This is a genomic window from Mesorhizobium sp. ES1-6 (assembly GCF_020164775.1).
In the GTDB taxonomy this organism is placed as follows: Bacteria; Pseudomonadota; Alphaproteobacteria; order Rhizobiales; family Rhizobiaceae; genus Mesorhizobium.
In genome coordinates, this window is record NZ_JAIUGU010000016.1 from 1 (window position 1) to 16,562 (window position 16,562).

19 protein-coding genes are annotated in these 16,562 nt (G+C 60.7%); 9 read left to right on the top strand and 10 right to left on the bottom strand.

Features of this window, described 5'->3' with window-relative positions; translation table 11 throughout:
- Positions 1-637: 637 nt before the first annotated feature.
- Complete coding sequence (locus tag LB564_RS28115; protein ID WP_224559223.1) at positions 638-1,384, bottom strand: enolase C-terminal domain-like protein; 747 nt, start codon at positions 1,382-1,384, stop codon at positions 638-640.
- Positions 1,385-1,528: 144 nt separating this feature from the next.
- Here LB564_RS28115 and LB564_RS28120 point away from each other — a divergent pair, with 144 nt between their 5' ends.
- The 3 genes from LB564_RS28120 to LB564_RS28130 all read left to right on the top strand — a co-directional run bounded on the left by LB564_RS28120 (position 1,529) and on the right by LB564_RS28130 (position 3,339).
- Positions 1,529-1,789: an SDR family oxidoreductase gene (locus tag LB564_RS28120; protein WP_224542493.1), complete on the top strand. Its 261-nt coding sequence runs from the start codon at positions 1,529-1,531 to the stop codon at positions 1,787-1,789.
- Positions 1,790-1,817: 28 nt separating this feature from the next.
- Complete coding sequence (locus LB564_RS28125) at positions 1,818-2,573, top strand: SDR family NAD(P)-dependent oxidoreductase (RefSeq protein ID WP_224542428.1); 756 nt, start codon at positions 1,818-1,820, stop codon at positions 2,571-2,573.
- A gap of 412 nt (positions 2,574-2,985) precedes the next feature.
- On the top strand, positions 2,986-3,339 hold the full coding sequence (locus LB564_RS28130) for a tyrosine-type recombinase/integrase (RefSeq protein WP_224542429.1): 354 nt from the start codon (positions 2,986-2,988) through the stop codon (positions 3,337-3,339).
- A gap of 35 nt (positions 3,340-3,374) precedes the next feature.
- Here LB564_RS28130 and LB564_RS28135 read toward each other — a convergent pair whose 3' ends face one another.
- The 4 genes from LB564_RS28135 to LB564_RS28150 all read right to left on the bottom strand — a co-directional run bounded on the left by LB564_RS28135 (position 3,375) and on the right by LB564_RS28150 (position 5,552).
- Positions 3,375-4,076, bottom strand: coding sequence for a DUF4336 domain-containing protein (locus LB564_RS28135; RefSeq protein WP_224542430.1), 702 nt, complete (start codon positions 4,074-4,076; stop codon positions 3,375-3,377).
- A 198-nt stretch (positions 4,077-4,274) separates the two neighbouring features.
- The gene (locus LB564_RS28140) at positions 4,275-4,799 is read right to left on the bottom strand and encodes a hypothetical protein (protein ID WP_263491320.1); all 525 of its coding nucleotides are present in this window, start codon (positions 4,797-4,799) and stop codon (positions 4,275-4,277) included.
- Positions 4,769-5,182, bottom strand: a complete 414-nt coding sequence (locus tag LB564_RS28145; RefSeq protein WP_224542503.1) for a hypothetical protein — start codon at positions 5,180-5,182, stop codon at positions 4,769-4,771. Before LB564_RS28145 ends, LB564_RS28140 begins: the two co-directional genes overlap by 31 nt.
- A gap of 13 nt (positions 5,183-5,195) precedes the next feature.
- Complete coding sequence (locus LB564_RS28150; RefSeq protein WP_224542431.1) at positions 5,196-5,552, bottom strand: ABC transporter permease; 357 nt, start codon at positions 5,550-5,552, stop codon at positions 5,196-5,198.
- On the opposite strand from LB564_RS28150, the gene LB564_RS28155 reads away from it, so the two are divergent.
- From LB564_RS28155 to LB564_RS28170, 4 genes are all read left to right on the top strand, one after another.
- Positions 5,481-5,906 carry an extracellular solute-binding protein gene (locus LB564_RS28155; protein ID WP_224542432.1) on the top strand — a complete coding sequence of 142 codons (426 nt, stop codon included), beginning with the start codon at positions 5,481-5,483 and terminating at the stop codon, positions 5,904-5,906. The genes LB564_RS28150 and LB564_RS28155 overlap by 72 nt on opposite strands.
- Positions 5,907-5,936: 30 nt before the next feature.
- Positions 5,937-6,773: a hypothetical protein gene (locus LB564_RS28160; RefSeq protein ID WP_224542433.1), complete on the top strand. Its 837-nt coding sequence runs from the start codon at positions 5,937-5,939 to the stop codon at positions 6,771-6,773.
- The gene (locus tag LB564_RS28165) at positions 6,659-7,240 is read left to right on the top strand and encodes a substrate-binding domain-containing protein (protein WP_224542495.1); all 582 of its coding nucleotides are present in this window, start codon (positions 6,659-6,661) and stop codon (positions 7,238-7,240) included. Before LB564_RS28160 ends, LB564_RS28165 begins: the two co-directional genes overlap by 115 nt.
- Positions 7,241-7,869: 629 nt before the next feature.
- Positions 7,870-9,129 carry an NAD(P)/FAD-dependent oxidoreductase gene (locus LB564_RS28170; protein WP_224542434.1) on the top strand — a complete coding sequence of 420 codons (1,260 nt, stop codon included), beginning with the start codon at positions 7,870-7,872 and terminating at the stop codon, positions 9,127-9,129.
- 5 nt (positions 9,130-9,134) lie between these two features.
- Here the strand turns inward: LB564_RS28170 and LB564_RS28175 are convergent, their stop codons facing one another.
- From LB564_RS28175 to LB564_RS28195, 5 genes are all read right to left on the bottom strand, one after another.
- Positions 9,135-10,424 (bottom strand): NAD(P)/FAD-dependent oxidoreductase, encoded by a 1,290-nt coding sequence (locus LB564_RS28175; RefSeq protein WP_224542435.1) that lies wholly within the window; start codon positions 10,422-10,424, stop codon positions 9,135-9,137.
- Between the two features lie 22 nt (positions 10,425-10,446).
- On the bottom strand, positions 10,447-11,130 hold the full coding sequence (locus LB564_RS28180) for an amino acid ABC transporter permease (protein WP_224542436.1): 684 nt from the start codon (positions 11,128-11,130) through the stop codon (positions 10,447-10,449).
- Between the two features lie 2 nt (positions 11,131-11,132).
- Positions 11,133-11,828, bottom strand: coding sequence for an amino acid ABC transporter permease (locus LB564_RS28185; protein WP_224542437.1), 696 nt, complete (start codon positions 11,826-11,828; stop codon positions 11,133-11,135).
- Positions 11,829-11,953: 125 nt separating this feature from the next.
- Positions 11,954-12,712: a transporter substrate-binding domain-containing protein gene (locus LB564_RS28190; protein WP_224542496.1), complete on the bottom strand. Its 759-nt coding sequence runs from the start codon at positions 12,710-12,712 to the stop codon at positions 11,954-11,956.
- Positions 12,713-12,817: 105 nt separating this feature from the next.
- On the bottom strand, positions 12,818-13,588 hold the full coding sequence (locus tag LB564_RS28195) for an amino acid ABC transporter ATP-binding protein (RefSeq protein ID WP_318012861.1): 771 nt from the start codon (positions 13,586-13,588) through the stop codon (positions 12,818-12,820).
- A gap of 480 nt (positions 13,589-14,068) precedes the next feature.
- Here LB564_RS28195 and LB564_RS28200 point away from each other — a divergent pair, with 480 nt between their 5' ends.
- Positions 14,069-15,124: an ABC transporter ATP-binding protein gene (locus LB564_RS28200; protein WP_224542438.1), complete on the top strand. Its 1,056-nt coding sequence runs from the start codon at positions 14,069-14,071 to the stop codon at positions 15,122-15,124.
- Positions 15,125-15,164: 40 nt separating this feature from the next.
- On the top strand, positions 15,165-16,493 hold the full coding sequence (locus LB564_RS28205) for an ABC transporter substrate-binding protein (RefSeq protein ID WP_224542439.1): 1,329 nt from the start codon (positions 15,165-15,167) through the stop codon (positions 16,491-16,493).
- Positions 16,494-16,562 lie beyond the last annotated feature (69 nt).

The window sequence follows — 16,562 nt, forward strand, 5'->3', positions numbered from 1 at the left end:
TTCTTATGGCTGCGAAAGTCGCCGCCGAAACTACGCTATTGCCGCCGTTTGTACCCGTCACTCCCACTCGATTGTTCCGACCCAGCTAGGCCATTGATCTAGCTTGGCTTTTCGCATTTGTGACGTACAGCGCCGACCTATGGACCGTCAAAAAGTTACGCTTTTGATTTCAAAGGGAAAATCGCTGCTAAAAATGTTTGAGGTTTCACCAACTTTCGAGACCAATCGGGCGATTCCTCACAGTTTGCAGCGTTCGATAGCGTGCCCACATCGCCTTGAAAGTACCATCACCGCTCACCATGTGGCGATTTTTTGTTCCAGAATCAATCGCCACTCCGGGATCCGGAGGGAGGCACCAATGTCGTTGATTTAATTGCTTTTTCGTGAGTCGAAAACAAAGTTTCTTCCCGTACCGTTCCGTATGGTCCCGCGTTGTTGGCAACCGGCGCGCGCCACACACATAGCGCACACGGATGCTTCTGCCATCGCACTCTCCGTACAGTTCAGGCGCAACGGCGCGACTGGCGGCGCAAGATATACACGAAGCGCCCCGTCGCGATCATGCTTTCACCGCCACATGGCATGGGGGTGTCACAGCCGGCTAAATTAGTCTTCCCAAGGTGGCGAAGCTAATGAATCAATCTCGCCAATAACTGTCGGGCGGCGGGCCCCAGTCCGTGAGCACACAGGAATAGACAGCTGTTTCGTCGAAAGGATAGCGCGCTTCCATTTCGGGAGTGAGCCTAAGACCGAGTCCCGGCGCGGTTGGGCGGATCAGGCGGCCACCCTCGATGCATCCCTGGTCGCCGATCATCTCGGCGCCGAGCGGAAAATACAGCATCGGATATTCGACCAGCTTTCCGCCCGCGGCGAAGGCGGCGTGATAGCTGGCCATGATCGCGGCGGCACCGCCCCACGCGTGCACTACCACATCGGTTCCCTTGGCTTTTGCGGCCTCGAAGACATCCATGACAGCCGAAATGCCGCCCATCACCGAGGCGTCGGGCTGGACGAAGTCATAGACATCGGCGTTGATGCGCTCTATCATTTCCCTGGGCGTCGTGACGATCTCGCCGCCGCAGACCGGCACGTCGATGCGGCCGCGAAGTTCGCGGAACGCATCGGGCTGGTCGGGGCCCAGAGCTTCCTCGACGAAGACCATCCGCTGATCGGTCAGCGCATGCACGGCTTCGACGAAGGCGACGACGTCCTCGACCGCCTGTGGCGGATCGGCCAGATTCTGGCACATGTCGACGCCGACCTTGATGCCGCGTAATCGACCTGCTTCGTCCAGAACCCACGCCGTGCGCAGGACGTCGCGCTTGACCGAACGGATCTTGTAGATCTCGATCCCCAGCGATCCGAGCATGTCCATCTCGCGCATGAACTGGTGTTTCTGGTCGCAACACCCGCCTGAACCATAGATTTGTATGGAGTCCGATTGCGCGCCGCCGAGCAGTTCATGGACGGGAATGCCGAGACTCTTACCCTTTGCATCCTGCAGCGCGATCTCAAAGGCCGCGATGACATGGCGCGCGGATCGATCGCCCGCAGTTTCGGCGCCGACAACATTGTGGCGATAGCGATCGCGCCAGGCTGGGTGCGGACGGAAATGGCTAGGGAATTCGTGTCGCGCTTTGGCGAAGCAGTGGCGGTCGCCGATATTCCAATCGGTAGGATGGCGGAGCCATCCGAAATCGCCGAGCTGGTGAGCTTTGCGCTGCGCTCCTCGCAACGCTCGCTCAGCGGCGCAACGCTCGACGTCAACGGCGCCAGCTACATCAGATGAAATGCTTTCAGGATCCAAGAGGTTTGAAATGAAGCGGTTCGAACAAAAGGTCGCCATCGTCACGGGTGGCGGTGGCGGGATCGGATCGGCGATTTCACATCGCCTCGCCGATGAAGGCGCCTTTGTCGCGGTTACCGACATGGACCTGGCCTCGGCTGGTTCCGTGGCCTCAGACATCTCCGCCAAAGGTGGCAAGGCGCGCGCAATCCGAGCCGATATTTCCAACGCCATTGCCTGCGCCGATCTGGTTGCGGATGTCCTGCGCATCAACGGGCGCATCGATATTCTTGCTAACAACGCCGGCATCAACCGGCGCGGCAACCTGCTCACTTTGACCGAAGGCGACTGGCATTCCTGCTTTGACGTCAATCTGCACTCGATGTTCTACCTCTGCCGGGCCGTGCTGCCGCACATGATCGAGCGTGGCGGTGGCGCGATCGTCAACACCGCATCGCAATGGGGGCTGCATCCCGCGCCCAACCATATCGCATACAATGTGACGAAAGCCGCGGTTGCGTCCTTCACGCAGAACCTCGCCCGCGATTACGCGCCGCACAAGATCCGCGTCAACGCCGTGTGTCCGGGTGAGATCCACACGCCGATGCTGGAGGCCGGCGTTAAGCGCTCCGGCAGGACGATTGCCGATCTCGACAGGCTTGTCCCATTCGGCCGGATTGGAAAGCCAGAGGAAGTCGCAGCACTCGTTGCCTTCCTCGCGTCGGACGAAGCCCAGTTCATGTGCGGATCGCTTGTCGAGATCACTGGTGCACAGGCCGTGGCTTGAGCGGCTGAAATGGGGCCGGAGAACGAACCCGCTGCGCGGGATGGGGCGAGCGGTTGAGGTAAAGCGTCCGAACCTGCCGCCGCGCCTCATTGAGCGTCATCCTGCGGGGGCAGAGCATGACAGGCTTCTTCAACAAGGAGCCCGACCATGCACCATCCCATTCTCGATGCAGCGATCAGCCCGCTGTGCCAGTGGCTGATCAACGACATGAACATGCGGCGTTTCTCACGAGAGACGCAGCGCAACTATCTCCGCGACATTGGACGCCTGGCGACATTCCTTCGGCGGTCACCGGACACCTGCGCTTCTTCTTCACCCAGACGCTCGATCGACCAGACCTGGCGCGCAGGCTCGTCCGGCTGGCGCATCCGCGTAACCTGCCCGTGGTGCTGGCCGCGACGAGGTTGCCCGGTTGCTCAACGCCACCACCTGCCTCAAGCACCAGGCGGCGCTCTCGGTCGCCTATGGCGCCGGCCTGCCTGTCGCGGAGGTGTCGATGCTGAAGGTCGCCGACGTCGACAGCGAGCGCATGCTGCTGCGCGTCGAGCGCGGCAAGGGCGGGCGGTATCGCAACACCATGCTCTCGGAGGATCTGCTCACGCTTCTGCGTGAGTGGTGGAAAGTTGGGCGGCAGCAGGGCGTGATGCACCGCGACGGCTGGCTGTTCCCGGGGCAGCACGCGATGAAGCCGATCAGCACGCGTCAGCTCTATCGCATCGTCGTCGAGGAAGACGACTGTCTACTATTGTGCAAGATCAGCGGATAGTTGCCATTCGCGTCGTCCAATCGCCGACGTTGGGCCTACTGGAGCAGCCATGAAAAGGCACGCCGCAAAAAGGCTTCGCCACCCGTCCTGACAACCTCACCATGCGCCACGACGACGTGCTCAGGATGTTTTCCGATCAACTCACGAATCTTTGGACGCGCGGTTGCACGGCTGCGGAAACTGATCCGATAGTCGATCGGCGGATAGCCCCAGCCTTCGACCATTTTCGAAAGTTTTGCGATTGGCCGCATCCACCAAGGCCAATGTTGTTTCAAGAACGCCTCGCTGAAGGTCTGCGAGAGGTCGGCGATGATGGCGGTGCGCGATGCGCGGTGCAAGAAGATCAATTCGTCCATGAAGAGCGAATTGTTGAAATAGAACTGGTCGATCTGTCCTTTCCATTCGGCTGGCGGATCGTCGGCGAGGACCCCGGAAAAGCGGAGTTCCTTGCACTTGGCAATTGTCGCTGCCGTCGCCCATAAATTCGCGCCCGGGAATGCGGCCTGCCACTCGCCCAGAAACAGATAGTGCAGCTTATTGGGGCTGACTATATGCCGAACAGGTCCCAGCGCTCGAATCTCAGCCTCGATCGCAGCCGTCCTTTCGACCGGCGACCACAACCACAGCCCCCCATCGGCAAGGCGCACTACGGCCATGCGTGTCGGATAATCGAATCCTTTGAACGAGACGATTCCGCCCTCCGCAATCCATAGGTTCGATCCCAGCGGTTCCAGCATGGTCGCTAAGTCTAGTCCGCCAGATAGACGCTTTCCACCCCATGAGGGAGGTCGCAGCGCGGTTGCAGCGATATCGAAAACGGTCGGCCGACACGGCCGAACGACAGCTCTGACAGTGCTCGACGTCAACCCCGAGATATCTGACCGTGTTCACTATGCGCGCACCTCGTAAGTGACCAGCCAAGCGCCCTCGCTGCCTCAGAACCGGGTAAGGCGTTCTGCGGGTTGTGGCGACTTCAAGCCCTGGCATGAGCACTCCGGATCGGCCGGTAATCTTGCGGCAGTTTCCAGCGCAACTCGCGATGCCAGCATCGAGAGGTTCGGCAACACGTCCTCCTGAAGCAATTCCTGGCGATTGCGGTCCATATAGTCGTTGAAACCCGCCGTTACGAACGCAAGAGGCACGAAACACGCGCCGATCTCGCGCGACAAAGTCGCTTCGGGAGCGATCGAATGGTTGAGCACATCGGCCCCCATGCTTCGAAACGCTAGGGCTTCGGCCGGACTTGTCAGCCGCGGCCCGTAACAGTGGGCCGCCACCAGTTGCTGTTCGATGCCATGAACGCGGCATTTGGGCGGCCAATGACGGCGGGCGGTTTCGACCAGAACGGCCGCGCACCTTGGGCATACGATCTGCTTGCCGGAGCAGTCGAACCTCTGGCGGCCAGGAAGCAGTGAGAACGGGGTCTGCGTCAGTTCGATGATATCGGCGGGCACCACCATGTCGCCGGGCTTGATCGCCTTGTGACGGCGCCAATGGTCGAGCAGGCCAGGATTTGCCTTACACCCGCGCTCATCAACACCCAGAACGCCCGGCGATGGCAGGAATGGTCGATATGGTGGCGGGGGTTGCCGTGCGAATACATGCACAGCGCCTGTTTCGTTTTGCCTTCGGCGGTAATTGAGGCATCGAATTCGATGAGCTTCCAGTTGTCGGTGCGGCCAAAGGGTGTCTCAAAGCTCATATCGCGCTGCAAGGTGCGCACGCCGTCGACTTCGGCATCCTCTGGAAAGGCAAGTCCCCAGTTTGCCGAGCCGGTGATGATCGCCAGCCCCACCTTGGGTATGTCTGTCGAATGATCGGCTGCGATAGGATTGATTGGCATGGTTTCGGTCTCGTCAGGATTTTTGACGAAGGGTAACGATCAGGATGACGGCCACGACAATGGCGGTCCACAATGTCGAGATCGCCGCGATGGTCGGATCGATCTGGTCGCGCAGCGACAGGAACATGAGTTTCGGCAGCGTGCTGTTGCGGCCACTGGCGACGAAGATCGAAATGACAGACTCGTCGAGCGAGGTCAGGAAGGCCATCAATGTCGCCGACAACAGGCTTATTTGAAGTTGCGGAACGATGATGCCGCCGATGGCTCTGGCCCAGTCGGCGCCCAGGCTGCGCGCCGCTTGAACCTGGTTCCAGTCAAAGCGGGCAAGAGCGGGCGCCAACACAATGCACGCGACCGGGATGGCCAGCACCCGTTCGATTCCTACGGCACCGTCATGTCGTGGAACACCAAGACCTTTGGCGAGAACCCTCCGAAGACCTGGGCGGAGTTCTGGGATGTCGCCAAGTTCCCGAACCGTCGCGCTCTGCGCGCCAATGCGCAGGACTTGATCGAGATCGCACTGCTCTCCGACGGCGTGGTGCCGGCGGACGTCTATCCTGTGCTCAGCACGCCGGAAGGCCTGCAGCGCGCCATCAAGCGGCTTGAGGCGATCAAGCCAAGCGTCTCGGTATGGTGGACCTCGGGAGCTCAGTCGGCGCAGTTGCTGAAAGACGGCGAAGCGGATCTGGTCGTCACCTGGAATGACCGTCTATGCGCCGCCTGAGAAAGTTCACGCGCTTCCGGGAGCGATTGCGTGACCATCGCCGCCGATCCCGTGCTTGCCGCGGACGGCCGACGCGAGCGGCGGTTTTTCCTTTCGCTGTCGCTTCCGGCGCTTTTCATCGTTGGATTGGCGGCGATACTGCCGCTCCTCTCGATCGTCCGGCAATCCTTCCTGACGACGGCGGGCGAATACTCCGTCGGCAATTACGAGAAGGTGCTGTCGAGCGGGCTGACATGGTCGGCGCTGGCCACTACCCTTGAACTGTCGCTGGGCACGCTGGTGGCCTGCATTCTTCTCGGCCCCTTGACTGCGGCGCGGGTCAAGGAGGTGGCGAAGCGCGTCGGCTACGTGCCGGATCATCACGGTCGCGCGCTCAAAACCGGACGCACAATGACGCTGACCGCAGTGCTGCCGATGGAGACGAGCGATTACCTGTCCGATCTGGCCAAGCTTCCCCTGATCGAGGGCATGACGCTGGCGGCGCGGCAAACGGGCTATAGCCTTTCCATATATTCCACCACGCCCGGCGACGATCCTGTCGAAAGCATGCGCCGCCTGCTCCAGGCGCGCACCGCGGACGGACTGATCATCACGCGCATGGTCTCGGGCGATCCGCGCGTCAAGCTATTGTTCGACCAGGCGATACCGTTCGTCACCTTCGGCAGACCCGATCTGGACATCGCCTATCCCTATGTCGATATCGACAATGAGCAGATCGCCTACGACGCGACCCGACGGCTCATGGACAAGGGCTGCCGACGTATAGCGCTGCAACTTCTCGTGCCGAAAGACCAGGCGAGCGCGACGCGTCTGGCAGGCTATCAAGAGCGGTTGCCGAGGCCGGCATTGCGGTCGACCAATCGCTGATCGGCCATGGCACGTTCACCATGGAATCGAGCGCGGCCTGGTTCGATCGCCTGCTGGCGTCGTCAGATCCGCCGACGGGCCTGGCATGCGCCAACGAACTGGGCCTTCTGGGGGCGCTACATGTTCTTGGCAAAAGAGGTCTTGCGCCGGGGAGCGACGTCCACATTGTCACTCGTGACAGCACGCGGCTGGCACGCTTCCTGCCGGCGAAAATTGACGTTCATTCCGTCGACATGGCCGCGGTTGGGCGGACACTTGTCGAAGTGCTGGAGAGGCGGATCACGAATCCGATAGGGCCGGCGGAGACAATCCTGTTCAAAGGTGAAATTCGACCCTGGCCAATAGGTGGGATGCACGAACAATCTGGGCCGCTGATTGAAACCGCCGCGTTGGCCAGCAGCGAAGGGACCCCGACCGCGTTCGCCCGAACTTGCCTCGCGTCCGCTGTTCCCAACCGGGAAAGATAAAAAAGAACTCGCCACCTTTCGGCAGCGGGTTTCTAGATTAGGGCAGGCCTGATTGCCATGCTGTGGGCCCGCCTCACTGGCGGCGAAGCGGGCCGGTCAGGTCTTTGTGGACCTGACCAGCAGCGTGGGAGCTGTCGTCATTCGAACCAGCCGAAGAGTACTGTTCCCGCACGGCGGCATGAAAAGCGGAGCCAGCGGGCCAGGCGCTCGGCTCCCGCGCTACCGGTGCGGACGATCCTCTGCGATAACGTTGTAGAGCACACAACAGGCCAACAAGGAGACAACGCCGCCTAGGAGATCACTCGCCGTCAAACCAGAAAAATAGACGAATTCAAACGCTGACACGGCCGCCCCTCTACCTTGGAAATCGACCAAGATAGAACCGTTAGAGAGCTCTGATGTTCCGATCCGTTTTGCAGTTTTGAACTCTTCGCCGCGGCGGACGCATTCTGCCTTTGGGGCGTTCGGGACGTGGACAAACATCGGTACGACAACCGGTCTCAAACTTCTCGCCCTTCGCGAAGCGCCCTGCCCCTTCCGCTATTGCTGTCCCGAAGGCGGCGGACCTGCCGTCCATGCTTGACAACCGGCCCTGAATTTACGTTCGTGCGCTTGAAATTCAAAATTAGGTGAACGTCTACATGCCGGAATTGGGCAAGGAAGTGGCAATTATTGGAGCGGGCATCGTCGGCGTCAGCGCAGCTCTTTATATGAAGCGGGCAGGTCTGAGCGTCACGGTCCTCGACCCGTTGCCCCCCGGCACCGCGACGTCTTTCGGCAATGCCGGAATGGTCAGGCACGATTGCAACGTGCCTGTGGCCATCCCTGGAATGCTGCGGCAAGTGCCAGGCTGGCTCACCGATCCGTTGGGACCACTGGTTTTGAGGCCTCGCTACGCGTTGAAGGCAGCGCCTTGGCTGCTCAGATGGATTCGGGCCGGACGGATGGACCGCGTGAATAGGGCAGCAGACGCCCTATGCAACCTTCATAGGGGCAACCTCGAATGCTATCGTGATTTGATCGGCGGTCCAACGTTCGCAGCCCTGATCCGCGAGGTAGGCGGTATCCAGATCTGGGAAAGCGAGGCCCGTGGTCTCTCCGACCGCATCACTGCTGAAATCAACGAGCGGCAAGGCGTCGTCACCGAATCGTTGTCTCGCTCGGATTTGGAGCGCTTGCTGCCGGGTATTTCAAACATTGCAAAACGCGGGCTCCTCTATCCCCACAACGCCCATACAATCGATCCACATAGCTTGGTGATGGCCATTGCTGACGGGGTGCGGCAAGCCGGCGGCGTGTTCGAAGCGGAACGCGTGCTGAAGATCATCCCTCGCGAAGCAGGTGGCTACACGCTTATGACGAACACGGCCAACCGAAAGGCGGACGCCGTGATCGTCGCCGCTGGCGCCTGGTCGAACCGCTTGCTCGAGCCGCTCGGTGCCGAATTGCCGCTCGAGACGGAACGTGGTTACCACCTGATGATCCCCTCCCCATCGATCGAATTGCCGATGCCGGTCCAGATGAAGAACCGGGGTTTCGCGCTGTCGCCGATGGAACACGGCCTCCGTCTTGCCGGCACGGTCGAGATTGCCGGCCTGGAAGCCCCACCTGACGAACGGCGTTCCGAAATCCTGCTCACTCACGCTCGAGCGCTGTTTCCCGATCTGAAGGGCGGAGAGCCGACGATCTGGATGGGCTTTCGCCCCTCCCTGCCTGACAGCGTGCCGGCGATTGGCCAGGTGCGGGGACATAGCTCGCTCTTCGTCGCGACGGGCCACGGTCATACGGGTATGATCGGCGGCGGCTCGACGGGACGACTGATCGCCGAACTCGTCACCGCCAGTCGGCCCCATATCGACCCCGCGCCATATTCGCCTGACCGCTTCTGAAACGCCTAAGCAACGCGCATTGAGCGGCGTTCGCGGACGAGGTCCATGCCTTGATAGGCCCAGTAAGTCATTTGGACAGCGGCAGTGCCGAAAAGGCCGCCGTTCCACAAAAAACCGAAAGGCGCAAACGCGCGATAGCGGTCGCTCTCGCCCGCAATTGCCTCGGCGACCACCCGGGCACCGATCGCGGTGGTGTTGAGACCATGGCCGCCGAACCCGGTACACGCCCACACGCCCGGCATAACCGGTCCGATCAGCGGCATTAAATGTCTTGCGTAAGCCATCAGTCCCGACCATGCCACGTCGACCTTCAAGCTCTCTAGTTGGGGGTAGGTCGCGATCATTTCTCGCCGGATCACGGCAGCGATATCGCGCGGGTCGGTGGTGCGCGTGGTTATGCGTCCACCCCATAGCAGCTTGCCGTCAACCACGCGGTAGTAGTCGCCGGCGCGCCGGCCATCGCTGATCCCTGATTGCGTGCGGATCGCGGTCGCGATCAGTTCGGGCGCCAGTTCGCTCAGCACGACGTATGTGGCGATCGGCAGGAAGGCGCGGCGCAAAGCCGGCAGCACGCGGTCGGTATAGCCACCGCCGGCAAAGACGACGCTCGCAGCTCGTACTTCGCCTTCGGGCGTGCGAACTCTTTTTTCCACGCTTGCGAGATCGGCAGAGACCGCGGGCGTATCCTCGTGAACGGATCCGCCGAGCCGAACAATTTCGCGCGCCAGCGCGCGGGCATAATTCAGCGGGTGGAAATGGAACGAGGCGTCGTCCTGGAGCCCTTGATGGTACTTCCTCGATAGCAGCAGGCTTTGTACTTCCTCGCGGGAAAGCAAGCGCAACTGGCGGCCGAACTCAGTCTCCTGTTCGTCACGCTGAGCCTTCAGTGCCTCGCTATTTTCGTAACGCGATACCCGCAAGATGCCGTGAATGACCTGCGCATCGGTGATGGCCAGATCGCGGATGGCGTCGGAGACCATCGCGACGCCCTCCATCGAAAGGCGAAACAGGGCCCTGGCATGGTCGGTACCGACGCGCTTACTGATCTGGTCGCCGGGCGCCGCCCAGCCCGGAGACACGAAACCTCCGTTGCGGCCCGACGCACCCCAAGCGACGCGGCGCGCCTCAAGGACCGTCACCGAAAGCCCGCGGCGGGCAAGCTCGAGCGCAGCCGTTAGTCCGGCGAGGCCGCCGCCGACGATGCAGACGCTGGTGTCATGCCGGCCAGACAGCACGGGGTATGAAGTCTCTGCTGTGAGCGTGCGTCCGTAGTAGGTATCGACATAGGGCGTCATTGGATCCGCTGGCCACGCTGGCTCAATCGAGGTTGATGAAACGGGTGCCGCCGACCTTACGCTCCGCCCAACGCGTGAAACGCAGGACAGGGTAGCAGTAGGCGAAATAAACCAGTGCGATCACGCCGTAGATGAAAAGCACGTCGCGCGGAAACCGCATGATCGAAATCTCACCCTGTCGCGTCAGCTCCGAGATGCCGATCACCGAAAGGATGGCTGTGTTCTTGATGATGTTGACATAGACGCCACTCATCGGCGGTACGGTCAGCTTCAAGGCCTGCGGCAGGACGACCAGGGCGAGTATCGGGACGCGCTTGAAACCTAGCGAGGTGGCAGCCTCCCACTGTCCCTTCGGAACAGCGTCGATAGCCCCCATCACGATCTCGGCGACATAACTGGAGGTATAGACCGAGAGCGAGACGAACGCCGCCATCTCAGAACTCCATTGCAGCGCGTCAATGCCAGTGTTGGGCAGCACGAAATAGAAGACGTAGAGCTGCACCAGGAACGGTGTTCCGCGCAGCATGTGGATATAGAGGCCGAAAAGCTGGTGGAACACCGGCACCCGCTGGCTTCGCACGACGCCGATTAGGAAGCCCAGCACGGAGCCGACGACGATTGCGATGAGCGAGACCCAGAACGTCTGCACGAAACCGGTCCACAGGAACGGCAGGATGGCGACGACTATGTCGAGATAATGCTGCATTGCTACCTCCCGGCGTTCCATGCGGGGCCGGCGAGCCAGCGCTTGACCGTCCATGACAAACCCAGCATCACGGCGTAGATGACGAGATAGCCGGCGGCTATGGTGAGGAAGCTCTCGTTGGGCCGCACCCTTTCGCTATTCAGCAACAGGCCGGCACTGAGGAAATCAAAAACCGCGATGATCGAAAGAAGCGAGGTGTCCTTGATCAGCACCGCGGTCTGACCAAGCAGGGGAGGCAGGGTATTGGCGAACGCCTGCGGCAGGACGATGTACCGCAGCCGCTGCAGATAGGACATGCCGACTGCCTTACCGCCTTCGATCTGCGCCCGCGAAACCGACGCGATGCCGCCGCGCACGATCTCGCTCATGTAGGCGGCATTGTGCAGCGACAACGCCATGATGCCGAGCGTCAGTTCGCTCCAGCGGCCAGTTGCCGGAACCAGGATGGGCAGGCCGTAATAGATAAGATAGATCTGCACCAGCAGGGGGGTCGCCAGAATGAACGCGACATAGCCGGCCACCGGGCGCCACAGAATTGCGCGGCTCGACATGCGGCAAAGCGCTAACATCGTGCCGAGGATGACGGCGGCGATGAGGCTGACAGCCGCCGCGACAAGCGTGTTTTCAAGACCCTCGGCGAAGCGCCCGAGATACTGCTCGACGATGCGATAGTTGTAAAAATCGAGGACCCAGTTCATCCGGTTTCCGCATTGGAGCTCAGGGCTTTGACCGCCTCGGCGACCTAGTCAGGATGTAGGCTGTGGGCAGAAGGGGTTTGATCGACGCGGCGCAGGATCACCGCGTCGATCGGTTTCAGAAAGCCCTATTTGTGGTCCTTCTCCCAGGCATCGGAGGTCCACCAATAGGCCAGCAGTGTCTGCAGCGAATTGTCGGCGGTCTTCAGCTCGACATAGTTGTCCAGCCACATCTTGAGGTGGAAAGCGTTGGGCCGGGTGGCAAAGGCCAGCGGCTCACGCGTCATTATGCCTTCGAGCGGCTTGAGATTTTCAAACTGACGCACATACGAATTATAGTCCTGCCCGCCGACCATCGCGTCGACCCGCCCCATGGTGAGGGTCTGCGCTACCGCCGGGCCGCCGCCTGCAAACACCTTCAGCGTCGCCTTCGGCAGATATTTGGTCACCGCATCCGCATACGTGCTGCCTTGCAGCGCCGCCACCGTCACACCTTCCTTGTTGAGGTCCTGCCACGTCATGTACTGGGAGTCCTTGGCGGCAAAGGCCAGCGTGTCGTTGAAGAACATCGGCCGGGAAAACAAAAGCTGCGCCGCCCGTTGCGGGGTTGGGGTCATATCGCCGGCAATCATGTCTGCCTTGCCAGCCAGAAGCGCCGGAATGAGGCCTTTCCAGTCGTAATCCTGGAACACAACCTTCACGCCGAGATCGGCAGCCATCTGCTTGGCGAACTCGACGGCAAGGCCGGTGCGCTCGCCCTTTTTATCGACGAAGCTGACCGGCGGACCCTGCGTCTGGACGGCGACGACTAATTCGCCCCGCTTCAGGATATCATCCATTTCGTCGGCGTGCGCCACGCTCGCTAGCGTGAACCAGGCTGCCAGCATCGCGGCCAAGGTCGCGGCTGCTCCGGTCAATCTGGTATTGAAACTCTTCTTCATCTTCTCTCTCCCTTTTCTTCCTTGTTGATTGCGATCTGACATTGTCCAACATCATAGTATCTGATTGAGGAACTCCTTTGTCCGCTCTTGCCTTGGCGCGTGGAAAATCTGCTGAGGGGTGCCTTCCTCGATGATTAATCCGGCGTCCATGAACAGCATGCGGTCGGCGATTTCACGCGCAAAGCCCATCTCGTGGGTAACCACCGCCATCGTCATCCCTTCAGATGCCAAAACCTTCATCAGGTCGAGAATGCCGGTGACGGTCTCCGGGTCCAGCGCCGAGGTCGGCTCATCGAACAACATCACCTTGGGGTCCATGGCCAGAGCGCGGGCGATGGCCACGCGCTGCTGCTGTCCACCGGACAGCTGGCTGGGGTAGTGCCCCGCGCGATCATCTATGCCCACTTTGTCGAGCAGCTCATGTGCCCGACGCAACGCTTCCGTCCGTGAACGGCGACGCACCACGGTTTGCGGCAAAACGACATTGTCGAGCGCCGTTCGGTGCTGGAACAGATTGAATGATTGGAAGACCATACCCACGTCGGCGCGTAGCCTGTTGAGGTCAGCCCCGGGTTCAGAAAGCGAAACGCCATCAATGACGATCCGCCCGGAATCGATCCTCTCAAGAGCGTTCATCGTGCGAAGGAATGTGCTCTTGCCGGAGCCGGAAGGCCCGAAGATGACGAGCACCTCGCCATGCCCGATTGCAGTGGTGACCCCGGCAAGCGCAAGGTGTGAACGGCCATCATTGGACTGATAGGTCTTGCGAACGTCTTCAGCGACGATGATCGGCTTGCGATCCTGATCAGGCGTAAGCTTCACGATATCGCGAACACAGGTTCGCGTCGTGATTGAACGTTCTGTATTAGCCCAAGCATTCCCCCAGTCGGCATCGAAGGCCCAAATTCGGGCGTATCAATTTTGCCGTCGCATCGGCTAGTTCGAAAGCCGGCGGTCATCTTTCCTATCCAATGCATTCTGGTACTCTCGCAGGGCCTTTATGCCAAAACAAGCGGTTTCTTCGAGAGGCTTGTAAGGTTCCGAGGCACGCATGATGGAACATAAGCTTCCTCAGGTGCTTTCCATGAGGGCCGGCAAACTGACTTAGTTTGCGTGAAGTCGCAGGTGTCGCCGAGTACTTGCTGGCAGCAGGGGCATCAGGCTGCGGGAGATGTCCGGCGGTGCTTTACACGCACCGCTGGTAGCGCTACCAGTTCAGATGGAGGACGCGGCAAGACTGGAAGCTGCGTAGTAAAGTGGACGTCTTCCTTGCAGGGCGTCGCATCGCTCGGGAGGAAATCGATGGCATCCGTTGCGATCCGCGATGTCTACAAATCCTTCGGTGCCGCCGAGATTCTGCATGGCGTCGGCATCGACATAGAAGACGGCGAGTTCGTCACGCTGGTCGGCCCGTCGGGCTGTGGGAAGTCGACGCTGTTGCGCATGATTGCGGGCCTCGAAGGCATCACGCGCGGCGAGATCGCCATAGGTGGGCGCATTGTCAATACGGTAGCGCCGAAAGAGCGCGACATTGCCATGGTGTTCCAGAATTACGCGCTTTATCCGCATATGACGGTGCGCGAGAACATGGCGTTCTCCCTGATGTTGAAGCGTGTCTCGAAGCAGGAGAGCGATGCCAAGGTCGAGCGCGCCGCGGAGATTCTCAACCTCACGCCGCTGCTGTCGCGCTATCCCCGGCAGCTTTCGGGCGGGCAGCGGCAGCGCGTGGCCATGGGCCGGGCGATCGTGCGCGACCCGCAGGTGTTTTTGTTTGACGAGCCGCTTTCCAATCTCGATGCCAAGCTGCGCGTTCAGATGCGTGCAGAAATCAAGGAACTGCACCAGCGCCTGAAGACCACCACCGTCTATGTAACTCACGACCAGATCGAGGCGATGACGATGGCCGACAAGATCGTTGTCATGCATGACGGCAATGTGGAGCAGATCGGGCGCCCGCTCGACCTTTATGATCGTCCCGACAATCTTTTCGTAGCGATGTTCATCGGCTCGCCAGCCATGAACATGCTGACAGGGCGCATTGGCGCCGGCGGCTTCGAAGGCAGCGGCGGCATCGCCATGAGTTTGCCGCAGGCGCCAAAAGGGCTGAATAACGGTCCGGTGGTGCTTGGCATCCGGCCAGAGCATCTGCGCCTTTCCGACCAGGGCTTCCCCGTCACCATTTCGATCGTCGAACCGACCGGGTCGGAGTTGCAGATCATCGGCCGCGCGCCTGGCGGTGAAGAGATCGTCGCGAATTTCCGGGAGCGCCACCCGTTCCAGCCGGGCGACACCGTCAAGCTTGCCGCCGAGCCAAGCCTGATCCATCTCTTTGACGCAGAGACAGGCCGCCGGCTTTGAACATGCCGAGCTCAGCCAATCAAAACAGGAGGAAATGGCAATGAGATTCACCAGACGCGACGTGATACGAACCGGCGCCGGTGCGGCGGCTGCCGGAGCAATCGGCAACCGCCTGCTTGGCACGCCAGCCTTTGCCCAGGATGCGCCGAAATACACACCCGAAAAAGGCGCCAAGCTCAGGCTCCTTCGCTGGTCGCCCTTTGTCCAGGGCGATGAGACCGCCTGGCTGGCGCTGACGAAGAAATTCACCGATGCCACCGGTGTCGAGGTGCGCGTCGACAAGGAGAGCTGGGAGGACATTCGTCCCAAGGCGGCGGTCGCGGCCAATGTCGGCTCGGGCCCCGACCTGATGTTCGTCTGGTTCGACGATCCCTTCCAATATCCCGACAAGCTCCTCGATGTGACGGACCTCGGAGATTATCTGGGCAAGAAGTATGGCGGCTGGCACGAGGGCCCGAAGACCTATGCCACCAAGGACGGCAAGTTCATCGGCTTGCCGCTGGCCACCATAGGCAACGCCATCGTCTACCGCGAGAGCTGGGTCAAGGAGGCCGGTTTCTCCGAGTTCCCGAAAGACACCGACAGCTTCCTCGATTTGTGCAAGGCCGTGCAGGCCAAAGGCCACCCAGCCGGCTTCACCCATGGCCACGGCGTCGGTGACGGCAACAACTACGCTCATTGGCTGTTGTGGAGCCATGGTGGCAAGATGGTCGACGAGAACAGCAAGGTGGTGATCAACAGTCCCGAGACGATGAAGGCGATCGAATATGCTCAGGCGCTCTACAAGACCTTCATCCCCGGCACCGAAAGCTGGCTCGACGTGAACAACAACCGCGCCTTCCTGGCCGGCGAGTTGTCCGTCATCGCCAACGGTATCTCTGCCTATGAAACCGCCAGGATCAACAAGGACAAGGATCCCAAGCTGGCTGAAATGGCCAAGGACATCCGCACCGCTAGCCTGCCGATCGGTCCGATCGGCAAGGCGGTGGAGCTTTATCAGGTGACCTCGGCGGTGATCTTCAACTACACGCCCTATCCGAACGCGGCCAAGGCCTATCTGCAGTTCATGTTCGAGGAACCGCAGATGTCGGAATGGATCAAGGGCTCTTCCGGCTATTGCTGCCAGACGTTGAAGGCCTACGACGACAATCCGATCTGGAAGGCCGACCCAAACTATGCGCCCTATGCCAAAGCGTCAGCAACGCTGCGCAACAACGGCTACGCAGGGCCACTCGGCTACGCGTCCGCCGCGACGATGGCCGACTACGTGCTGGTCGACATGTTCGCCAAGGCGGTGACTGGTCGGGCGACGCCGCAGGAGGCAATGGAAGAGGCCGAGAAGCGCGCCAACCGGTATTACCGGGTGTAGTTTGGACCACTTCTTCCGTTCGCGGGAGAAGACGCTTGTGATTTTTCGGGTCGGCCCCGGCATGCGTCG